This window comes from Pseudomonas sp. GW823-FHT02F05 (genome assembly GCF_058797315.1).
In genome coordinates, this window is sequence record NZ_JBXAJM010000013.1 from 166827 (window position 1) to 182855 (window position 16029).

At 58.7% G+C, this 16029-nt stretch carries 26 protein-coding genes and 1 other RNA gene; 2 read left to right on the top strand and 25 right to left on the bottom strand.

All coding sequences use genetic code 11. The features are described from left to right. Positions 1-138: 138 nt before the first annotated feature. A complete protein-coding gene (locus AC1RAC_RS17130) occupies positions 139-636 on the top strand; it encodes a hypothetical protein (RefSeq protein WP_492616819.1) in 498 nt (165 codons plus the stop codon). A gap of 19 nt (positions 637-655) precedes the next feature. Here the strand turns inward: AC1RAC_RS17130 and AC1RAC_RS17135 are convergent, their stop codons facing one another. The 23 genes from AC1RAC_RS17135 to AC1RAC_RS17245 all read right to left on the bottom strand — a co-directional run bounded on the left by AC1RAC_RS17135 (position 656) and on the right by AC1RAC_RS17245 (position 12070). Continuing rightward, positions 656-1168 carry a DUF3486 family protein gene (locus AC1RAC_RS17135; protein WP_492616820.1) on the bottom strand — a complete coding sequence of 171 codons (513 nt, stop codon included), beginning with the start codon at positions 1166-1168 and terminating at the stop codon, positions 656-658. A 4-nt stretch (positions 1169-1172) separates the two neighbouring features. Next, positions 1173-1484: a hypothetical protein gene (locus tag AC1RAC_RS17140; protein ID WP_200600764.1), complete on the bottom strand. Its 312-nt coding sequence runs from the start codon at positions 1482-1484 to the stop codon at positions 1173-1175. After that, positions 1481-1792 (bottom strand): hypothetical protein, encoded by a 312-nt coding sequence (locus AC1RAC_RS17145; protein ID WP_096144737.1) that lies wholly within the window; start codon positions 1790-1792, stop codon positions 1481-1483. Before AC1RAC_RS17145 ends, AC1RAC_RS17140 begins: the two co-directional genes overlap by 4 nt. Continuing rightward, positions 1792-2010 (bottom strand): TraR/DksA C4-type zinc finger protein, encoded by a 219-nt coding sequence (locus AC1RAC_RS17150; protein WP_169912296.1) that lies wholly within the window; start codon positions 2008-2010, stop codon positions 1792-1794. The genes AC1RAC_RS17145 and AC1RAC_RS17150 overlap by 1 nt, the downstream gene beginning before the upstream one ends. Then, positions 1997-2617, bottom strand: a complete 621-nt coding sequence (locus tag AC1RAC_RS17155; RefSeq protein WP_492616821.1) for a DNA-packaging protein — start codon at positions 2615-2617, stop codon at positions 1997-1999. The genes AC1RAC_RS17150 and AC1RAC_RS17155 overlap by 14 nt, the downstream gene beginning before the upstream one ends. Beyond that, positions 2614-3210, bottom strand: a complete 597-nt coding sequence (locus tag AC1RAC_RS17160) for a transglycosylase SLT domain-containing protein (RefSeq protein ID WP_492616822.1) — start codon at positions 3208-3210, stop codon at positions 2614-2616. Before AC1RAC_RS17160 ends, AC1RAC_RS17155 begins: the two co-directional genes overlap by 4 nt. A 43-nt stretch (positions 3211-3253) precedes the next feature. Beyond that, the gene (locus AC1RAC_RS17165; RefSeq protein ID WP_124406554.1) at positions 3254-3505 is read right to left on the bottom strand and encodes a putative holin; all 252 of its coding nucleotides are present in this window, start codon (positions 3503-3505) and stop codon (positions 3254-3256) included. A 503-nt stretch (positions 3506-4008) separates the two neighbouring features. After that, the gene (locus tag AC1RAC_RS17170; RefSeq protein WP_492616823.1) at positions 4009-4479 is read right to left on the bottom strand and encodes a hypothetical protein; all 471 of its coding nucleotides are present in this window, start codon (positions 4477-4479) and stop codon (positions 4009-4011) included. Then, positions 4479-4916: a Mor transcription activator family protein gene (locus AC1RAC_RS17175; protein ID WP_096144731.1), complete on the bottom strand. Its 438-nt coding sequence runs from the start codon at positions 4914-4916 to the stop codon at positions 4479-4481. The genes AC1RAC_RS17170 and AC1RAC_RS17175 overlap by 1 nt, the downstream gene beginning before the upstream one ends. Further along, complete coding sequence (locus AC1RAC_RS17180; protein WP_492616824.1) at positions 4913-5329, bottom strand: gp16 family protein; 417 nt, start codon at positions 5327-5329, stop codon at positions 4913-4915. The genes AC1RAC_RS17175 and AC1RAC_RS17180 overlap by 4 nt, the downstream gene beginning before the upstream one ends. Then, positions 5326-5604: a hypothetical protein gene (locus AC1RAC_RS17185; RefSeq protein ID WP_492616825.1), complete on the bottom strand. Its 279-nt coding sequence runs from the start codon at positions 5602-5604 to the stop codon at positions 5326-5328. Before AC1RAC_RS17185 ends, AC1RAC_RS17180 begins: the two co-directional genes overlap by 4 nt. After that, an RNA gene (locus AC1RAC_RS17190) (hammerhead ribozyme type II) lies at positions 5605-5675 on the bottom strand. It abuts the gene before it with no gap. Further along, entirely contained in the window at positions 5674-5895 is a 222-nt protein-coding gene (locus AC1RAC_RS17195) for a hypothetical protein (RefSeq protein WP_492616826.1), read from the bottom strand. Before AC1RAC_RS17195 ends, AC1RAC_RS17190 begins: the two co-directional genes overlap by 2 nt. 8 nt (positions 5896-5903) lie before the next feature. Continuing rightward, positions 5904-6263 carry a hypothetical protein gene (locus AC1RAC_RS17200; protein WP_492616827.1) on the bottom strand — a complete coding sequence of 120 codons (360 nt, stop codon included), beginning with the start codon at positions 6261-6263 and terminating at the stop codon, positions 5904-5906. 41 nt (positions 6264-6304) lie between these two features. Next, entirely contained in the window at positions 6305-6583 is a 279-nt protein-coding gene (locus AC1RAC_RS17205) for a host nuclease inhibitor protein (protein WP_492616828.1), read from the bottom strand. Between the two features lies 1 nt (position 6584). Then, a complete protein-coding gene (locus AC1RAC_RS17210; protein ID WP_169912287.1) occupies positions 6585-7208 on the bottom strand; it encodes a DUF3164 family protein in 624 nt (207 codons plus the stop codon). Positions 7209-7219: 11 nt separating this feature from the next. Further along, positions 7220-7543, bottom strand: coding sequence for a hypothetical protein (locus tag AC1RAC_RS17215; protein WP_153475646.1), 324 nt, complete (start codon positions 7541-7543; stop codon positions 7220-7222). After that, positions 7527-7907: a hypothetical protein gene (locus AC1RAC_RS17220; RefSeq protein WP_069557251.1), complete on the bottom strand. Its 381-nt coding sequence runs from the start codon at positions 7905-7907 to the stop codon at positions 7527-7529. Before AC1RAC_RS17220 ends, AC1RAC_RS17215 begins: the two co-directional genes overlap by 17 nt. Further along, complete coding sequence (locus tag AC1RAC_RS17225) at positions 7904-8515, bottom strand: hypothetical protein (RefSeq protein WP_492616829.1); 612 nt, start codon at positions 8513-8515, stop codon at positions 7904-7906. The genes AC1RAC_RS17220 and AC1RAC_RS17225 overlap by 4 nt, the downstream gene beginning before the upstream one ends. 3 nt (positions 8516-8518) lie before the next feature. Next, positions 8519-9238 carry an AAA family ATPase gene (locus AC1RAC_RS17230; RefSeq protein WP_492616830.1) on the bottom strand — a complete coding sequence of 240 codons (720 nt, stop codon included), beginning with the start codon at positions 9236-9238 and terminating at the stop codon, positions 8519-8521. Positions 9239-9262: 24 nt separating this feature from the next. Continuing rightward, complete coding sequence (locus tag AC1RAC_RS17235) at positions 9263-11296, bottom strand: DNA-binding protein (protein WP_492616841.1); 2034 nt, start codon at positions 11294-11296, stop codon at positions 9263-9265. Continuing rightward, a complete protein-coding gene (locus AC1RAC_RS17240) occupies positions 11289-11729 on the bottom strand; it encodes a hypothetical protein (protein ID WP_492616831.1) in 441 nt (146 codons plus the stop codon). The genes AC1RAC_RS17235 and AC1RAC_RS17240 overlap by 8 nt, the downstream gene beginning before the upstream one ends. Before the next feature lie 2 nt (positions 11730-11731). Then, positions 11732-12070 carry a helix-turn-helix domain-containing protein gene (locus AC1RAC_RS17245; protein WP_492616832.1) on the bottom strand — a complete coding sequence of 113 codons (339 nt, stop codon included), beginning with the start codon at positions 12068-12070 and terminating at the stop codon, positions 11732-11734. A 241-nt stretch (positions 12071-12311) separates the two neighbouring features. Between AC1RAC_RS17245 and AC1RAC_RS17250 the strand changes: the two genes are divergently transcribed. Next, positions 12312-12968, top strand: a complete 657-nt coding sequence (locus tag AC1RAC_RS17250) for an XRE family transcriptional regulator (RefSeq protein ID WP_492616833.1) — start codon at positions 12312-12314, stop codon at positions 12966-12968. Positions 12969-13354: 386 nt separating this feature from the next. Here the strand turns inward: AC1RAC_RS17250 and AC1RAC_RS17255 are convergent, their stop codons facing one another. Together AC1RAC_RS17255 and AC1RAC_RS17260 are read right to left on the bottom strand one after the other, a co-directional pair. Further along, positions 13355-14758: an amidase gene (locus AC1RAC_RS17255; RefSeq protein ID WP_492616834.1), complete on the bottom strand. Its 1404-nt coding sequence runs from the start codon at positions 14756-14758 to the stop codon at positions 13355-13357. Then, positions 14755-16023, bottom strand: a complete 1269-nt coding sequence (locus tag AC1RAC_RS17260; RefSeq protein ID WP_492616835.1) for a Zn-dependent hydrolase — start codon at positions 16021-16023, stop codon at positions 14755-14757. The genes AC1RAC_RS17255 and AC1RAC_RS17260 overlap by 4 nt, the downstream gene beginning before the upstream one ends. Positions 16024-16029 lie beyond the last annotated feature (6 nt).

Here is a 16029-nt window from a genome sequence, read left to right on the forward strand (position 1 = left end):
TTTGATAGTCCAGCAGCACGGTAGGAATATTAAGGTCAGCGGTGTTGTTAAGCCTTATCGGAACTGTGCTATCCGCTAAATGCCGTTGTCCGCTAGTATTGTTGCTCATACACGGATACCAGGTAGAGGAATGCGAGCATGATGGACTGGGTTATGGGCGCCTATAGCGGTATCAAGGCAGCAACTGATATCACTCAAAGTATGCTCACGCTGAAAACTGACGCAGCAGTCACCAGTAAAGTGATCGAGCTGAATGGGGTCTTGCTGGGATTGCAAGGACAGCTGAACAGTGCGCATACCGAGCATACGGTTCTCGGGAACCGTATTCGTGAGCTTGAGGCCGAGATAGCGAAGTTCGCAAGCTGGGAGCATGAAAAGACGCGATACGATCTTCATCAGTTTGAAACTGGCACCTTCGCCTACCAAGTGAAAGCAGAGCTGAATGGTGCAAGCCCTCAATACTGCATATGCGCTAATTGCTATGAAAAGGGCATCAAAGCCATGTTGCAGGCGTGCAGGGATGGTTATTACAACGCGTTGAAGTGTCATAGCTGTGACTCCTTAATCCGTACTGACCTTCCACCGAGGTCTGGTTATAGGGTGGTTAAACGTCCGGACTCTTATCCCGGCTATTAACGCCAACATGAATTACCTATCAACCCGCTACGCCGAGGATTTCTCGGCGAATTTCCGCAACAGTTTCTGCGGTTAACCCACCTTTTTTCGCTATCTTTTCCACCCGTGCTGCCGCTGCTGTGGTTCTTTCTTTAACCTCGGTTTGCCATTTTTTCTGTACAACCGATGCCTTGCCGAGTTCAGCTACTGCTCTGGCTACCTTCGGCAAGTCCATCTGGTCACCGTCGGTCATCAGCAGCTTGAACAGGTGTTCCTGCACCAGGCGCATCAACGCTTCGTTGACCGCGCCTTCTTCATCCGGAGCAGCCGCCACTACGGCACGCGCCTGCTCGCTCGCCATCTTCAACGCCGATAGCTTTGACTCAAAGTCCTGACCATAGCGATGCAACGCGGACTTGCTGATCGAAAAACCACGGCTCGCCAGTTCTTCGGCGAGGGCTTCATAGTCACTAAAATTGTTTTCGACCAGTGCCTTGTCGAACCATGTTTTTACCGACTTAGGCAGACTGGCGACTTTGCTACGCGGGGGCATAGGGTCAGCTCCAGTATTTTTCTGGTCGTGCGATGCCTGGATTACAAGGAATGGTGTACTCGGCAATGTCAACGCCGTAGTGGGTCAAGCCGCAGATCCATACACCGATTGGTTGCTTGTTCAGCGTGACCAGGCTACGGTCGGCCAAGTAATCCAGTTCGCGCCTTAGCTCCAGGCTTGTGGCGTCTGGAAAGATGCCTTGGATGGTCGACAACACCACTGCTTCATGGGGATCAACGGGGCGCGACGTATTGAGTGTGAGAATGATGTACCAACGCAGGGATTCCCGGCGCACCTTGGCTGGATCGATGTTCATGGGCGTAGTCCTTTGAGCTGAACGTTTTCTAACTTGAGCGCCAGGCCGTCGAGCTTGGCTTCGATAATGGATTGATTGCGTGCCCAGTCTTCGCGGCGGACGTAGTGCAAAGGCATCTCACCGCGCAGGCGCTCCATGCCAATTTCCATCTCGCGCAGGCGCTCACTGTCCTTATCCACCACGGCAAAGCGTTGATCCAGGCGCCGTTCCATTTGCACCAGGAGCATTTTCATTACACCGACGAAGGCTCCCAGGATGGTTACGGCAATGCTGATCATCTGCCACACCGGCATTTCGAATGTCGCCATCAATGCGTTCTCCTTTCGCGATGGTTTTGGCACTGCGCGCAACGTTGCACGCCGGGGATGGCCTGGCGCCGATCTTCCGGGATCGGCAGGTCACAGTCAGGCACCTGACAGAACTCGGCCGAAGGGCCGGTCAACAGTTCAACTTGTGCCAAATGAGTCGCTAAAGCGCTTTCGTTGTGCAGGGCTTCCAGCACGCTGGCGTAGTCACTTGCTTTCATTGCGGGTCCAATTGATCAGGTCTTTGAGCTGTGCCCGGCAGACTCCATGCAGCTCGCCATTGCGTACCTGGTTGGTCAGGAGTTGTTCTTGGGTGACGCCTGAGTCGAGGTCGTCAGCGGTTCCGGTTCCGCTGGCAGGCGCAGGAGTTCGGCCGGAGCCGTTCGTGGTTGGCATTGCGGGATTGGGGGCGATACCGTTGGCGGTGTTCCACACGCGGACAAAGCCATTAGTGAACACAGCAACAGGCAACGGCTCTGGCTTCGCATCCAGGGCGCGGCGATAGAGTGTGGTAACACGGGCGATTTCTCCGGAGAGTCGGTCGGTGGTTTGGCGTAGGGTTTCCTTGGCGTCGGCAAGCTGGGTCGCCAGTTCGTTGCCCTTGTCTTGCTCGGTTCGCAACTGCGCCAGAGCGGTGTCAGAGGTGCGTTTCTTTTCCAGGGCGTACTCTTGGCGAAGGACGGCAACGGCGGTTTCTCCCTCAGACTTGCCCAGTCTGTAGCCTTCGTCTTTACCGTCCTCACGGTTCAAGTGGATGCCGTACACCACGGCACCGATAACGGCCACGTACCAAAGCAGCGGTTTGACCAGGTCAAAAAGGCCCTTCATTGGCAGACTCCCTGGCCCCAGCCATCAGCGACGTACAGAGCTTCCCAGCGCAAAAGAATCAGGCGCGGGTATTGGCGGTTTTCCTTGAAGGCGGCGGCGGAGCGGCCGTTGTTGAACCGCTCGACGGAATTGAACCAGGTCAGCGGGTCGGCCCCTTTGGCCGATGCCAACTTGCGGTCTTTGATCACCCAGCCCAGGCCGCCGTTGTAGGCAGAAAGGATCAGCGCCGCCTGTTCGCAGGGACTACGCGCTCGGATGCGGTTCGCCAGCCAGCGGTCATAGCTGACAAGGGCCTGCATGGACCAAACTGGGTTATACGGTTCGACCTTGCCGAGCGCCTTGGGGAACAGCTCTGCAAGCCAAGTGGCGGTCGAGGGCATCACCTGGCCCAAGCCTTGCGCACCGACGGGCGACTTCGCGTTGAAGTTCCAGCGGCTTTCCTGATGGATCTGTGCGGCGAAGGTGGACACCGGGGCATCAAGGCCCCATTCAGCCTGGGCAATGCGTGTCAGGTCGCGGCGGTAGCGGTCGGCCTGGTCCGGTATCTCGGCCTTGGCTGGTGGGCAGGCAGCCAGCGCCACGAGCAAGCCCATGCAAGCCGCCGCTATATATAGAAGGGGGCGAGAGCGCTGCATATCAGAGCCCCAACGTCAGGCCGAGGACGCAGCCCAGCACGACCAGAGCGCGGCGTATGCCTGCCATGGAGCGCTCGCAACTGGGCACCATGTCCGGACGGGCATAAGGGAACAGCGCCCGATCCAGCCAGTAACCCAGCACACAGCCCAGCGTCACCAGGCCACATTTATAGAGGACAACAGGCAGTTTGGTTGGAGCGACAATAGCCAGGCTGAACAGCAAGGCCAATGTGATCAATGCCCAAAAGGTCATACGAGGCGTGCGGGGATGCCGCTTCGGTGCGGTAGAAGTCATGGGGATACTCGCGGTGAGTGAAGAGTGGAACGCAGTGCGGCCAGGTGATTTGCGGCCACCACGGCGTTGCCGGGGAGATGGACGGGTGCCCGGTACTCGGCGAAAGTTGGTGTGATGGTTCTTACAGCGGGGCGTAACTTCTCCTGTTCACGAACGTGCTGTTCTGTGCGGGCTTCGGCTTGCGAGATATGCGACTGCACCAACTCCCGCCAGTCGGCCGGAACCTTGGCCCATAGCACCGCACGCGCAGCATCATCCCCGGCAGCTTGAATGAGCTGGGCGAACTGGCGCGGCCGCTGGGGCCGAGAGACTTTTGGGGAAGCGGGAGCGGAATGCATGATGCGAACCTGCCGTTAGGGGAACGGTGCCAGCTTCGCGTATAGGGGGGAGTGGTTGAGTATCAGCGGGGTTTAAGAAAAAGCCCCGCTCGGTGGCGGGGCTAGATGTTCGCTGAACAGGGTTTAAGTCGGGCCCAATAAGCCGTTGTCACGACCGGACTGAATGGTCTTGTACGCACCGATATGGGTAAGTCCACTCTCGCTTTTGGTTGGAACTCTCAACGTCATATACATTGCAAGCACACTCCCGCAATTCCAGTCAGACTTACCATCTCCAAGCGCACTATAAACAACGTCAAGTAACTCATAATGGGTGATCGGGATCTGTGCAGCGTCCAGCTTTTGGCGAGTCACGATAATCATGTTACCGATGTTTTCTGCTTCCTGACCTTTGGCAAGGTTGTTGTGGCATTGCTGAGCTGCGCGCTGAGTCATTTCAAGCAACTGCTCTTTTCTTTCTACGGTTGCTGTTACTCCGCGCTCCTGGTCCTTTTCCGCAAAGATGGTAGCGATAGAGGAAGTGGTATACGTCTGTGCGAACGCATTTGAACCAAGTGCCAGCAGGACAGCTAATGCCACTACGTTCCTTTTCATCAGTGCAAAGTCCCTTCGTCAAACCCAAAAAGATCAGGCTCGCTCTTGCGATGCAGCGCCCGTTGTCGGCGAATGATGTCATAAATGGTCTGGTTCGCAAGGTCGTACTTGCTGACCAGGTCCGGGATCTTAATGACGTTATCCTTCCAGTCCCGATAAATCATGGCATCGCGTAGCGCTCGTTTTAGTGCATCCCCGCGTGGCAAGTACACCACTCGACCACCCATCACAGAACAAATCGCAAAGACAACATGCCGGGCCAGTTCGGCGGCTTCCACACCCGGCTTGATTTCGACCAGGAGCTTGGCCTCGGCGATTTCTACCATTTCTCGTAATGAGCCCTCCCAGCGGGATATAACCGTAGGGTCTTGCATGTTTGCCAACACCTTCTTGGCGTCCAGTTGATCAATGTCATCCGGGAACAGTTCTTCGTTCATCGCTCCGGTCTCCCATGTCGGCGGGCATCGTAAGTCAATGCCGCAACCATTTTTTGCAGTTGCCCAGGGTCGAGCCATTCCACCCGCTCAACCTTGAACATGCGTAAGGCCATGCCATCGGCATACGCCCAGGAGCGTTTGGCCTCGGCGAGAAACGCCTCTATCTTGCTCACCAGCTTTGCCCGGTCTGGCGCCGCTTTCGGTGCTTTTCGGCTCTGCTTTTTAACCTGTGTAGGCTCCCAACCCAGCCGGGCGAATTCGGCCAGTACGGCGCCGGTCTGTCGTGGCGTCAGGTCTTTGGCCGAACGCACACCTGCCACGCGAACCAGCAAGGCGCGGTAGGTTTCGTCATCGAGACCGAGGTCTTTCTTGGCGATATGGATTTTGCTCAATTGCAGATTTCGTGTGCTCATTGTCTCCCTCCTTTGATCAATACCTGGAACGCAGCCGGGTCGGTTCGGGACAATGCAGCGACACCATGAATGGTCATGGTGAGCGCATGTTCTGCTTCGTCGAACTGCCCCGCAGTGCGGATCTGTTCCAGCTCGTTTTGGGTGCCGCTGTAGATTTCCATCTTGAGCTTGCTGGCCCCCATAGCCAGGCGCTTGTCACTCTCACGCTTGCGCTGGGCGCGTTTACGCTCGCGTGCAAGGCGGGTTTTACGTTGTCGGGGTGTTTCGTCTGTCATGGGTGGCTGCTCATCAGTACCAGGCAACCACGCCTGGCAGACCGCCCCGGTAGACCGGGGTGGTTTCGCTCAATGAAGGGTTGTAGTGGTGGGTTGCCAACGGCACGCAGGGACAGTGCCAAGCATCTTTTCGCTGGCGACCAGGTCGAACACCTTGTTGAAAATGCGTACGGCTTCCGACGGTTTGGGCGCGCCCAGCGGGTTGGTCGGGACGCCCGTCATATCAATGGCTACAGAGGGCCTGCCGTTGTCTTCGCGGCGGTCTTCAAGGGTGAGAGTGATCTTGGCCATGTGGGCTCCTAGCGTTGCTTGTGGAAGGTGATGTGGTAGTCACGGGCGACCTGGCGAACGTACTTTTCGGTCATGTGGTGTTTGCGAGCGATCCATTTAGGGGAATTACCCATGGCGGCGTCCGCCATGATCAATGCCGCGTGCTTGCCGACATCCGACGGACAGACGTCTGCTTCGGGAGCTTCCATAGGGGCCACGGGCGCAAACAGGTGGGCATAAACCGGCGACCGCTCCGGGTTAATGGTGAACGTCGCCGGGGCGTTACTCATCTGATGACCGATTTGCTGGACTGCGCCACCGCGCTTGAGGAATTCCGCAGTCAATCGGTCGAGGTTGGCACGCTCGATGTCGTGTTGCGGTGAATGCATAGGCAGGGGATCGCTGCGGGTATCGTGATAGCGCTGCATAGTCAGGCCCCCAAAGCTCGAAAGCCGGGCTGATTACTCTTGGCAATCCACTGTATGAAGCGCGCAACAGCGACGATGCCTTCGCGCTGGTTAGCAGCCTCTGGAACGCCAGGAACAAACAGCGTTTCGTTGTCATATCGGGACAGACGCGCACTCACGCTGATGATGTCGCGAACTATTGTTTCCTCACCTGTAGCCAGGGCGATGGCTCCCTCGGGAAGGATGGCGCCGAAGTCGATATGGCCGGAGGCGAAGCAATAGGCTGTGATAGTTTTTTTCATTTCATACTCCAGCAATATCAAGGCTGATGGCCTCGTATTGGTCGGTGTCCCCGACACGTTGGTAGACGCGGATGTAGGACTTGGAGCCAACTACCTGACAGGCATCACCAATGGCTTGCATGGCGCGCTGCCAGCGTTCATCGGTAATTTCCATCCGGCGCAATGCCAAGACGCGGGCTGTGCGGATGTCACCTTTCTGGTCAGTGCGGAAGGCGTCATTGACCAGCGTGACCACTTCGGGACGTGCCCCGGTGGTCCAGTCGCGTAAGCATTCGTCAATCAATGCCCGCGCAGCCTGGAGGCGTTCGTCGAAGGCGATGCTTTCCTGGACGGCGCGCATGATCTTGTAACGACCATCAAAGCTAATCAGGCTGACATTGCCTTTCTTGCCGCCGATCTGAGCGCCATATTGCTCGGCGCTGAGTTCTACGAATGCTTCGATGTCGCCAAATGCTGCCGCTTTGAATTGCGCCAGTACGGCGCTAGCGGCTCTGGCTCGCTCAACAAGGGCAAGTACCAGGGCGTCACGCTCCAGGTCGATAGGCTTGATCATGCTCTCGTGGATCAGGCGTTTTTGCGCGTCCATCCGGTAGCCTTCGTGGGTGGTCTGTTGTTGTAGGGTCATTGCAAGGTTCCTCAGTGGAGAGTCGGACGCGACCAGTCGGCAGGACGGGTAGCGCTGATGGGTTCGCGCCATTCCAGGGTTACGCCCTGGAACTGCACGTTGTAGCGGGTGCTACCTGCCGAAACGTGGCGCATGTAGCCTTCGCGGTCGGCTTGGCCGAGAAGGCGGTTGCCGTCTTCTGGGCCGATGACTAAAAGGTTGTGGGCCGGGCAAAACCCCAATATGCGGATGCCATGCGCCTGCAACTTGCGTGCAGCGGCGTTGAACACGCGCAGACGGTCGGCCAGGGTCGGGGTCAGGACTTTCAACGAGGTGCGGTTAGTGGAGGCGAGCATGGGCGTTCTCCTGGTTGCAGCAGTCGGGATTGATTGGGCAGTGTTGGCAGGCGCGCCAGTGCTGCATTGCCTGCGGGTTATGAGTAGGCGCCGGTTTTTCGCGGTAGCTTTGGCACTGATCGCTAGTGACGGTCTCGTCCAGGGCGACACATTCAATACGGCCTAGGGTTTCCATCACCCGCCGCTCGACACCAGCTGTACTGGGCGATGCATAGCGGTTGGAAAGGATCAGGCTGACGGCCGTGCGGCTCATGCCAATGCGCTGGCTGGCCTTGGTTTTATTGCTGGCGGCAACTTCGGCAGCGAGCAGGCGCACGAACAACGGCACCTCATTGCCCCAGGCGGAAAGGTTGACCTGGTTCATTGGGTCACCTCCTGGTCAGCCTTGCGCCACACCACCTGATCCAAGTTCGGGTCGTAGATCTGGTCGAAGTCACGCTGGTAGATGGGGTGTTTAGGCCCGGTATAACGCGACGGCACCAGGCGAAAGCGGGTTTTAAAGCCTGCTGTTCCGCCTCTGCGGGTCACGTAGCCAGCCTTTGCCAGGCCCGACAAGTAAACCTGAGCGCCGACCTCACTTATGGACACGCCGTTAACGCAGGCGGTGGCTGCGGCCTCGGCGGCGGTGAATTCACCGAGGATGCGCAATGCCCGCCAAATATTTTCCACACCGCCAGCATGGGTCGTTCGCTTACCGTGATGGTTAACCCGTGGGGCTTCGACACCCTCGTCCTTGAGTAACGTCCATTCGGAATCGCGGCGGCCGATGTTGCGGACTTTGCTCACAATCCCGGCCTTTTCCATATCTCGGAAATAGGCACGTACCGCTTGATCGTCCTGGTTCGATTTGCGTGCAACAGCGTAGGTTGTCAGTGCTTTAGGCCCGGCGTTGACAGCGCGGATAGCTTCCCAAATGTATTGGCGTGGGGACTTGCCGCCCACCATCACCAAATCGGCTCTGATTCTTGGCATCCCTCAAGCCCTCCGCGACGGTGCTTCGCCGGTGAACCAGCTATCAGAGCCCCAACCAGCGAGGTCGATACTGTCAAGGCAGCGGGCGCGGGCTTCGCCGTAGACCTTGTACAGGTTGACCGCTACACGACGCAGGCAACCGTCGACCTTCTTGCGCAAGTCCTCCAGCAAGTCATCGGCGAAGTGCAATTCGGGGTAGCTGGATTCGGCCAGTGCCCGCAGATCGTCGAGCGTGGCGCGTTGGGCAGGCACCCACTCAAGCACTCGGTTATGCAGGCGCTCAAGCTTTGCCAAGCTACTGGGCACACGTTCTTCGCCGATCAGAATGATGGTCCCTTCGCTGGCGTTGTAAATATCGGTCAGGACGTTGGCTACGGCCTTTTCGAGTAGGTATTGCACGTCGTCAATCAACAGCGGGCGACCGCTCTTGGAAAGCTGTTCGGCGACTTGGTCGACCATTACCGACATGGTCGAGGCTGGTTGGATGCTCATCTCGCGGAGGATGGCGTGAAGGAAAGCTTTTTTGCTCCAGGTGTCGCGACACTCCACGTAGTAAGCACGATGCTGGTTTGCGGCGAAGGCAGCACCGACACTTTTACCCAGTCCACTTGCTCCGTACATCACCACCACGCCAGGCAACCCTTGTGGACGGCTGTTAGTTCGTGCGATAGCGGCAGACAAGAGGCCGACGTTGGTCAGGGGGACAATCTTGGGAACACTCATAATTCGACTCCTAAAGGTCTTGTGTTAAGCGCGGGCCTGCTCGGCGAACGCGAACATTTGCTGTATCGAGGTGAAGTCCGGGTGCTGCGGGTAGCGGGAATGCCATTGGGTTTCTTCTGGTGACAGCGACTCGCCGCTGGTGAGGCGGGCGTCGAGCTGGTTCCAGAGTCGATAGCGGGCGGTTGGGTCGGTGGGTAAGTCGAAAGCTTTTGGTTTCGGCGCCGACAGTTCGGCGAACTGGCGAGCTTCGGCCATCTGCTCAAGACTGAGCTGCGCCGATGGCGCGGTGGACGGCGCGATCATTTCCACGCGCTTGCCGGTCAAGGTTTCAAGCTTGTCTACGGCACGCTTCATCTGACCGCTTTCGCGCTTGTCGTAAGCCTTTTCGATCATCGCCTTCGGCATGTAATCGCTGGCGTTACCATCCACCAAGGCTTCGCCGATCAGTTCGCCGTCCAGGGTACGAACCCACACACGGGACGCGTCACGTACGTCGTACGCCAGGCGGATGTCATCGCCATGAAAGCTACGCAACGCATCAAGGAAGTAGGTTTCGCCTGCCCAGGTTACTTCGCCACGACGTGTCGGCCGGACGACTTGCGGGCGCGACAGGTCGTTGAGCAGTTCGGCCGGAGCGATAATTGGCTCCCAGCCTTGGGCGCGTGCGGCTTCCCACGCTTCGTTCGGGCTCATGTGGCGCAGCTTGCCGGTCAGCGGGTCGCGGAATTTGGCGAGCCCCCTGTGCGGGCTGTTGTTGTAGGTTTCAATCTCGTATTCGACACCGGCCATGAACTCGGCGAAGGTCGGAATCAAGCGGGTACGGCCGGTTTCGCGCAGCTCTTTGCGACCAATTCGATGCACTTTCGTGCCTGCATGTTTGTCCATGTCGGCGCCGATATAGCTGGTCAGCTTCTTGGCGGCATTAACCCAAATAGTCTGGTGGGAACGCTCGATAAGACCTCGTGCCTGGCTGTTGTAAGGCAGCGCATGGGTCATGGTGCCGCCAAGCCGGTCAACTACTTCGCGGACGGTGTCGTTGGCAAAGCCTGAGCCGTTGTCGACGTAGAACATTGCGAACATGCCGTGCTGCATGGCGTCACGTAGCGCGTCCATCACACCGATGGTGGACTCTGCCTCACCAATCGAAATGCCAATAGCCTTCCGTGTTGCGACATCAAGAACGGTGGTTGCTTCCGGACGGTATGGCTTGCCGGTACGTGGGTTCAGCACCTCCGCGTCAAACTTGTGACCGTCGGCGGTGAATACGTCGCAGGGGTACATGCTTTTAGTGGAGCGGCGCTTGAACGGTTGCAGGGCTTTGAGTTCCTGCGGTGTACGACGGCCACGCTCGCGGGCTTCGGCACTGAGCTTATTAAGGAAGCGGCGCACGACATGGATGCTGGGCCGTTCAGCCGGGTTCTTGAGGGCAAACTCGGCATAGGCCGATTCGACGCTTGGCTTGGTTGGGCGCTGGTAACAGGCAAGGAATGACGCTGCCCATGCAGGCAAACTCATGTCCTTTTGACGGCGAGCAGGTGCGAGGCCGGTTTCACCCTCTTTGCGGTAGTCGGCCAGCCAGCGCTTGAGCGTACGCTCGCTCAAAGAGCGGTCGCCGGTCTTGCGGTCGTTGGCGCGCTGCACCAATCCATTTAAATAGGGGGTGAGCTGTTCTGCTTTTGCCAGGGAAACCAAGGTATCAATGGCGCGTTGCTGGCTGATGGTCTGGCTCATGCGTTCGATTTCACGCACGAAGGCCAGGCGAGCGGTCATCACAGAGCGTTGATCTTCGCTCAAGCGTGACGCAGAAACAGCGTCACGCTGAACAGATATTGAATCTGTAAGCGGCGTGCATTCAGGTTCAACCTCGGACACGGAGGCGGCAATTAATGCGGCCTGAGTTTCTGGCGGCAGTGCTGCAAAGCGATACTCGACAGCCTTACTGCCAAGACGGCCCTGGCCTTCCCATCGTTCGCGTTTAGCACGTATCTGAATTGCCCGCTCTGTTCCAGGCATCCCAGGCAGCCCAGCCAGCTCGCGGGCGGAGTACCAATTATGCATGGCCGTCACCCAGCATTTTTTTAAGCTCGCGTGCTTGCCTGGTCGCGTCAGCGGCGACACGCGCTAGGCGGCCCAGTTCAGCATTGAGAGCATCACGACCGTAAGCCACGCGGCCACCGCGCTGCTCAACGAGCCAGTCCGTTAAAACGTGACTGCTACATACCTCTTCAAGCAGGGGGGCCCTATAGAACGGCAGGTTATGGTCTGTTCGGGCTGGGCTCGACCACGCGTCAAGCATGTGCTTGCTGACGTCATCGCCGGACAGGCGAGACATGCGTGCACCAATTTCATACCGGTCCATATCTGAACCTTTCAGAATCTCGCTGATCAGTTCACTGACCTGTGCGGCATTGTTGCCATTCCCTGGGATAGCCAGAACTGGCTGGGGTACAGAGAAGATGTCTAACGTACGATCGTCCTTTACACGGCGCATGTTTATCCCTCCGTGCCGGTTTTACGGTGTCGAAGGGCATAAGCTGGGTTATGCTCTTGGCTATAAGTTGCGTTGTGTTCTGCACGCTGTACCCGAATACGGTGAGGAGTGCCGTTTGCGTTCCATCGTTCAGGCCACAGGTCGATTGGCTTGAGGCCGAGCGCACGTGCAATGGCTCGCTCCATCCGCGGATATGCGGTGCGCTTGGCGTTTTTGACGGCAGCGTCTGTAACGTCAAGCTCACGCGCCAATGTGGCGAGTGACGTACCTCTGGTACGAAGTTGGTATTTGATCCATTCCCATCGCTGGGCTGGGTCAAGCGGGATTTCGGTTTTGTTCATGCCTAGCGTCCATTCATAAACACCGGCAAGGGTGTTTTTTTGGGATGTCTAACGTTACCTAGGGCATAAACATAGCCAAATATAACTACGTGGTAAAGCGAAAAATGGCTTTTCGTTTTCCATCTTTGGCTAGGTGGTGGTTAATTTTGTCTATCTCTTTGATCTATAAGGCTTTATCGAGAAAGCGAAATTTCGCTTTGTGCAGGGATGCCGTTTCGGATAGCTCAAGGGAGAAAGCGAAATGAGTGAAGGGCTTGCGGAGCGTATTCGGCAATGCGCCGAGATAGCGGGAAGTGGCGATGAGCTGGCGCGACTTACCGCTATCCCCCGACGTACTCTTGAGTATTACCTCACCGGGCAGAGTGAACCCAAGGTGGCGAGGTGTGTAGACATCGCTAAGGCGGTCGGCGTCGACATTGGTTGGCTGGCTTCTGGTGAGGGGGAGAAGTTGAAAGGAGCCGCGCCCCAATCTATTGCGGACGACAAGTACGCCTACGTGCCCCTGTACGATGCGCACTGTAGTGCGGGTCACGGCGCCTGGAGCGAAGGAGCTACTGTCCTAACCCAGCTTGCGTTCACGGCGTACTCGCTTCGCAAGCAAGGCCTGGACGCAGCGCGCCTGTCCGCAATCCGAGTGGACGGGGATTCGATGGAGGGCCTGCTAAACGATGGCGATACTGTGATGATTGACCACAGCCGCAGTACGCTTGAGGGAGAGGCTGTCTATGTCATCCGGCTGGATGACCATCTCTATGCGAAGAGGCTCCAGCGGCAGTTTGACGGGTCTATTCACATCATCAGTGAGAACAAGGCCTACCGCGATATGGTCGTCCCCAGGGAGCAGTTGAACGATCTGGAGATAATTGGGCGCGTGGTGTGGGCTGGCGGCTGGATTTGACTCGCAAGGTATAATATCAACCTACAGAGGCGGCGTTGACGCCCGGTGCCAAAGGTTTCGCTAAACTGGCACTAGGCTAACGCCTCAACTCAATTTGATCTGTTTATTGCTTGGCGACGCTTTGGCATTGGTTTGAGTAACAGCGCGTTCCTCAACCCCTTGCCCCGTCTGGCCTGTCGCACTATCTCCCGCCATATCCCGGTTCATCCCACTGACTTCCTACCAGTGCCATATCTAGAACCTCCCCACACTTCGCATCGTGGTTACCGTTGGCTGCTACAACCTACAAAATTGTGTAGAAGCTGCGACGGCGGTGTGTCAGAGGCCAATGTGCTGACTGAACCAGCGCTATCGCAGGCAAGCCAGCTCCCATAGTTGTAGGTATTTCAGGTCGGGATTTTCGGTGTGTGCAAGTGCGCTGTGGGGAATGCCTGTGCATACGCGTGACACACCCTAAGTACCTGCTCATCGGCAAACCGCGCGCCCACCACATGCAAGCCCACCGGCAAGCCATTTGCCGCCAACTCACAGGGCACTGACGCCGCCGGTTGTTGGGTAAGGTTGAACGGGTAGGTGAACGGCGTCCATTCCATCCACTCAGTCATTCCCGAACCCGGTGGTACGTTATGCCCCGCCTCGAACGCGGTGATCGGCATCATCGGTGACACCAACACATCGTAATGCTCATGGAAAGCCGCCATCCGTGCGACCAGCGCCGCCCGGGCTTCCAGAGCTGCGTTGAAATCGCCCAGGTTCAAGCGCTCGCCCCGTTGCGCAATGCGTAGCAGCCCAGGGTCCAGCAGTTGCCTTTGCGCCTCGCTCATCGTGCCGGTCAGGCGAGCGGCACCGGCGGCCCACAAGGTGCTGAAGACGTCCAACGGGTCGCTGAAACCGGGGTCGATCTGTTCGACATGGGCGCCCAGTTGCACCAGGCCCTGCACAGCCTGATCCACCACCTGGGCGACTTGCGGGTCGACTTTCACATAGCCGAACGTGGGGCTATAGGCGATACGCAACCCTTTCAAGTCCCTCCCCGGAACGAGCCAGGGCGTGGTTCGCGGCGCGCCGATCAAGCCGTCCCGTGCATCCGGTCGCGCCACGGCTTGCAGCATCAGCACACTGTCTTCCACGGTGCGTGTCATCGGCCCCAGGTGCGACAGGATCGTCATGGAGCTGGCCGGCCATTGCGGCACATAGCCGAAGGTCGGCTTGATCCCGAAGGTGCCGGTAAACGCACAGGGAATACGGATCGAGCCGCCGGCGTCGCTGCCCTGGTGCAGCACGCCCAGGTTCAACGCCGCTGCCGCACCGGCGCCCCCGGACGAGCCACCGGCGGTGGTGCGCGTGTCCCACGGGTTGCGGGTGATGCCGTACAGCGGGTTGTCGGTGACGCCTTTCCAGCCGAATTCCGGAGTGGTGGTCTTGCCCAGCAGCACCGCGCCGGCCTTGCGCATGAAGGCCGAGAAGGGCGCGTCCACGTCCCACGGGCCCTCGGCACTGGAGGTGCGTGAGCCTTTGCGCGTGGGCATACCGACTGTCAGCGTGAGGTCCTTGATCGACGCCGGCACGCCATCCAGGGCGCCGCAAGGTTCGCCCTTGAACCAGCGTTGTTCCGACGCCCGCGCAGCGTCCAGGGCGCCTTGCGGGTCGACATGGCAGTAAGCATTCACCACCGGGTTGTAGCGCTCGATGCGCAGCAACGCGTCTTCGGTGACCTCCACGGGCGACAAGGTCTTGTCACGAAAGTGTTGCAGCAGTTGCACCGCCGTCAATTGGCCGATCTCACTCATGCTTGAACTCCCTGCGCCGCGTTGACCATGGCGCGCAGCAACACCGCGCAGCCTGCGGCCAGATCATCCGGCGCGGCGTTTTCGATTTCGTTATGGCTGATGCCGCCTTCGCACGGCACAAAGATCATCCCGGCCGGGCCCAGTTCAGCGACGAAGATCGCGTCATGCCCGGCGCCGCTGACAATGTCCATATGGCTCAAGCCCAATGCCTGGGCAGCCTCGCGCACGGCGTTGACGCAGGTCGGGTGAAAGTCCAGCGGCGGGAAGTCGGCGGTGGGCGTCAGTTCAAACGTCAAGCCGTGGCGGGCGGCCGCGTCTTCGATCACTGCGCGCACTTCATCGACCATGGCTTGTAGCTTGTCGGCGTGCAGGTGACGCAGGTCGATGGTCATGTGCACCTGGCCGGGGATCACGTTGCGCGAGCCAGGGTGCAGGTTAAGGCAGCCGACGGTGCCGCAGGCGTGAGGCTGATGCTGATGGGCGATACGGTTGACCGCGCTGACCACCTCGGCAGCACCCACCAGGGCATCCTTGCGCAGGTGCATGGGTGTAGGGCCCGCATGCGCCTCTACGCCGGTGAGGGTCAGGTCGAACCACTTCTGGCCCAGGCAGCCCATCACAACCCCCAGGGTAATCGCCTGGTCCTCCAGCACCGGGCCTTGCTCGATATGCGCTTCGAAATAAGCGCCCACCGGATGGCCCAGCACCGCACGCGAACCGGCATAGCCGATGCGCTGCAATTCGCTGCCTACCGACAGGCCCTGGTCGTCGCGCTTGTCGAGGGTGTCCTGCAGGTCGAACTTCCCGGCAAATACCCCGGAGCCCATCATGCACGGCGGGAAGCGCGAGCCTTCTTCGTTGGTCCACACCACCACTTCGATGGGCGCCTGGGTTTCGATCTGCAAGTCATTGAGCGTGCGGATCACTTCCAGCCCGGCCATTACCCCGTAGCAACCGTCGAACTTGCCGCCGGTGGGCTGGGTGTCGATGTGGCTGCCGGTCATGACCGGGGGCAGGGCGGGGTTGCGGCCAGGACGGCGAGCGAAGATATTGCCGATGGCATCCACACTGACGCTGCACCCGGCGGCTTCGCACCACTGCACAAACAGGTCGCGGGCCTGGCGGTCCAGGTCGGTGAGGGCCAGGCGACACACGCCGCCCTTGGCCGTGGCGCCGAGCCGGGCCAGGTCCATCAGTGACTGCCACAAGCGGTCGCGGTTGATCAGCGGGGCATTGCTCTGGAGCGGTTGCGCAAGACTGTTCATCAGGAA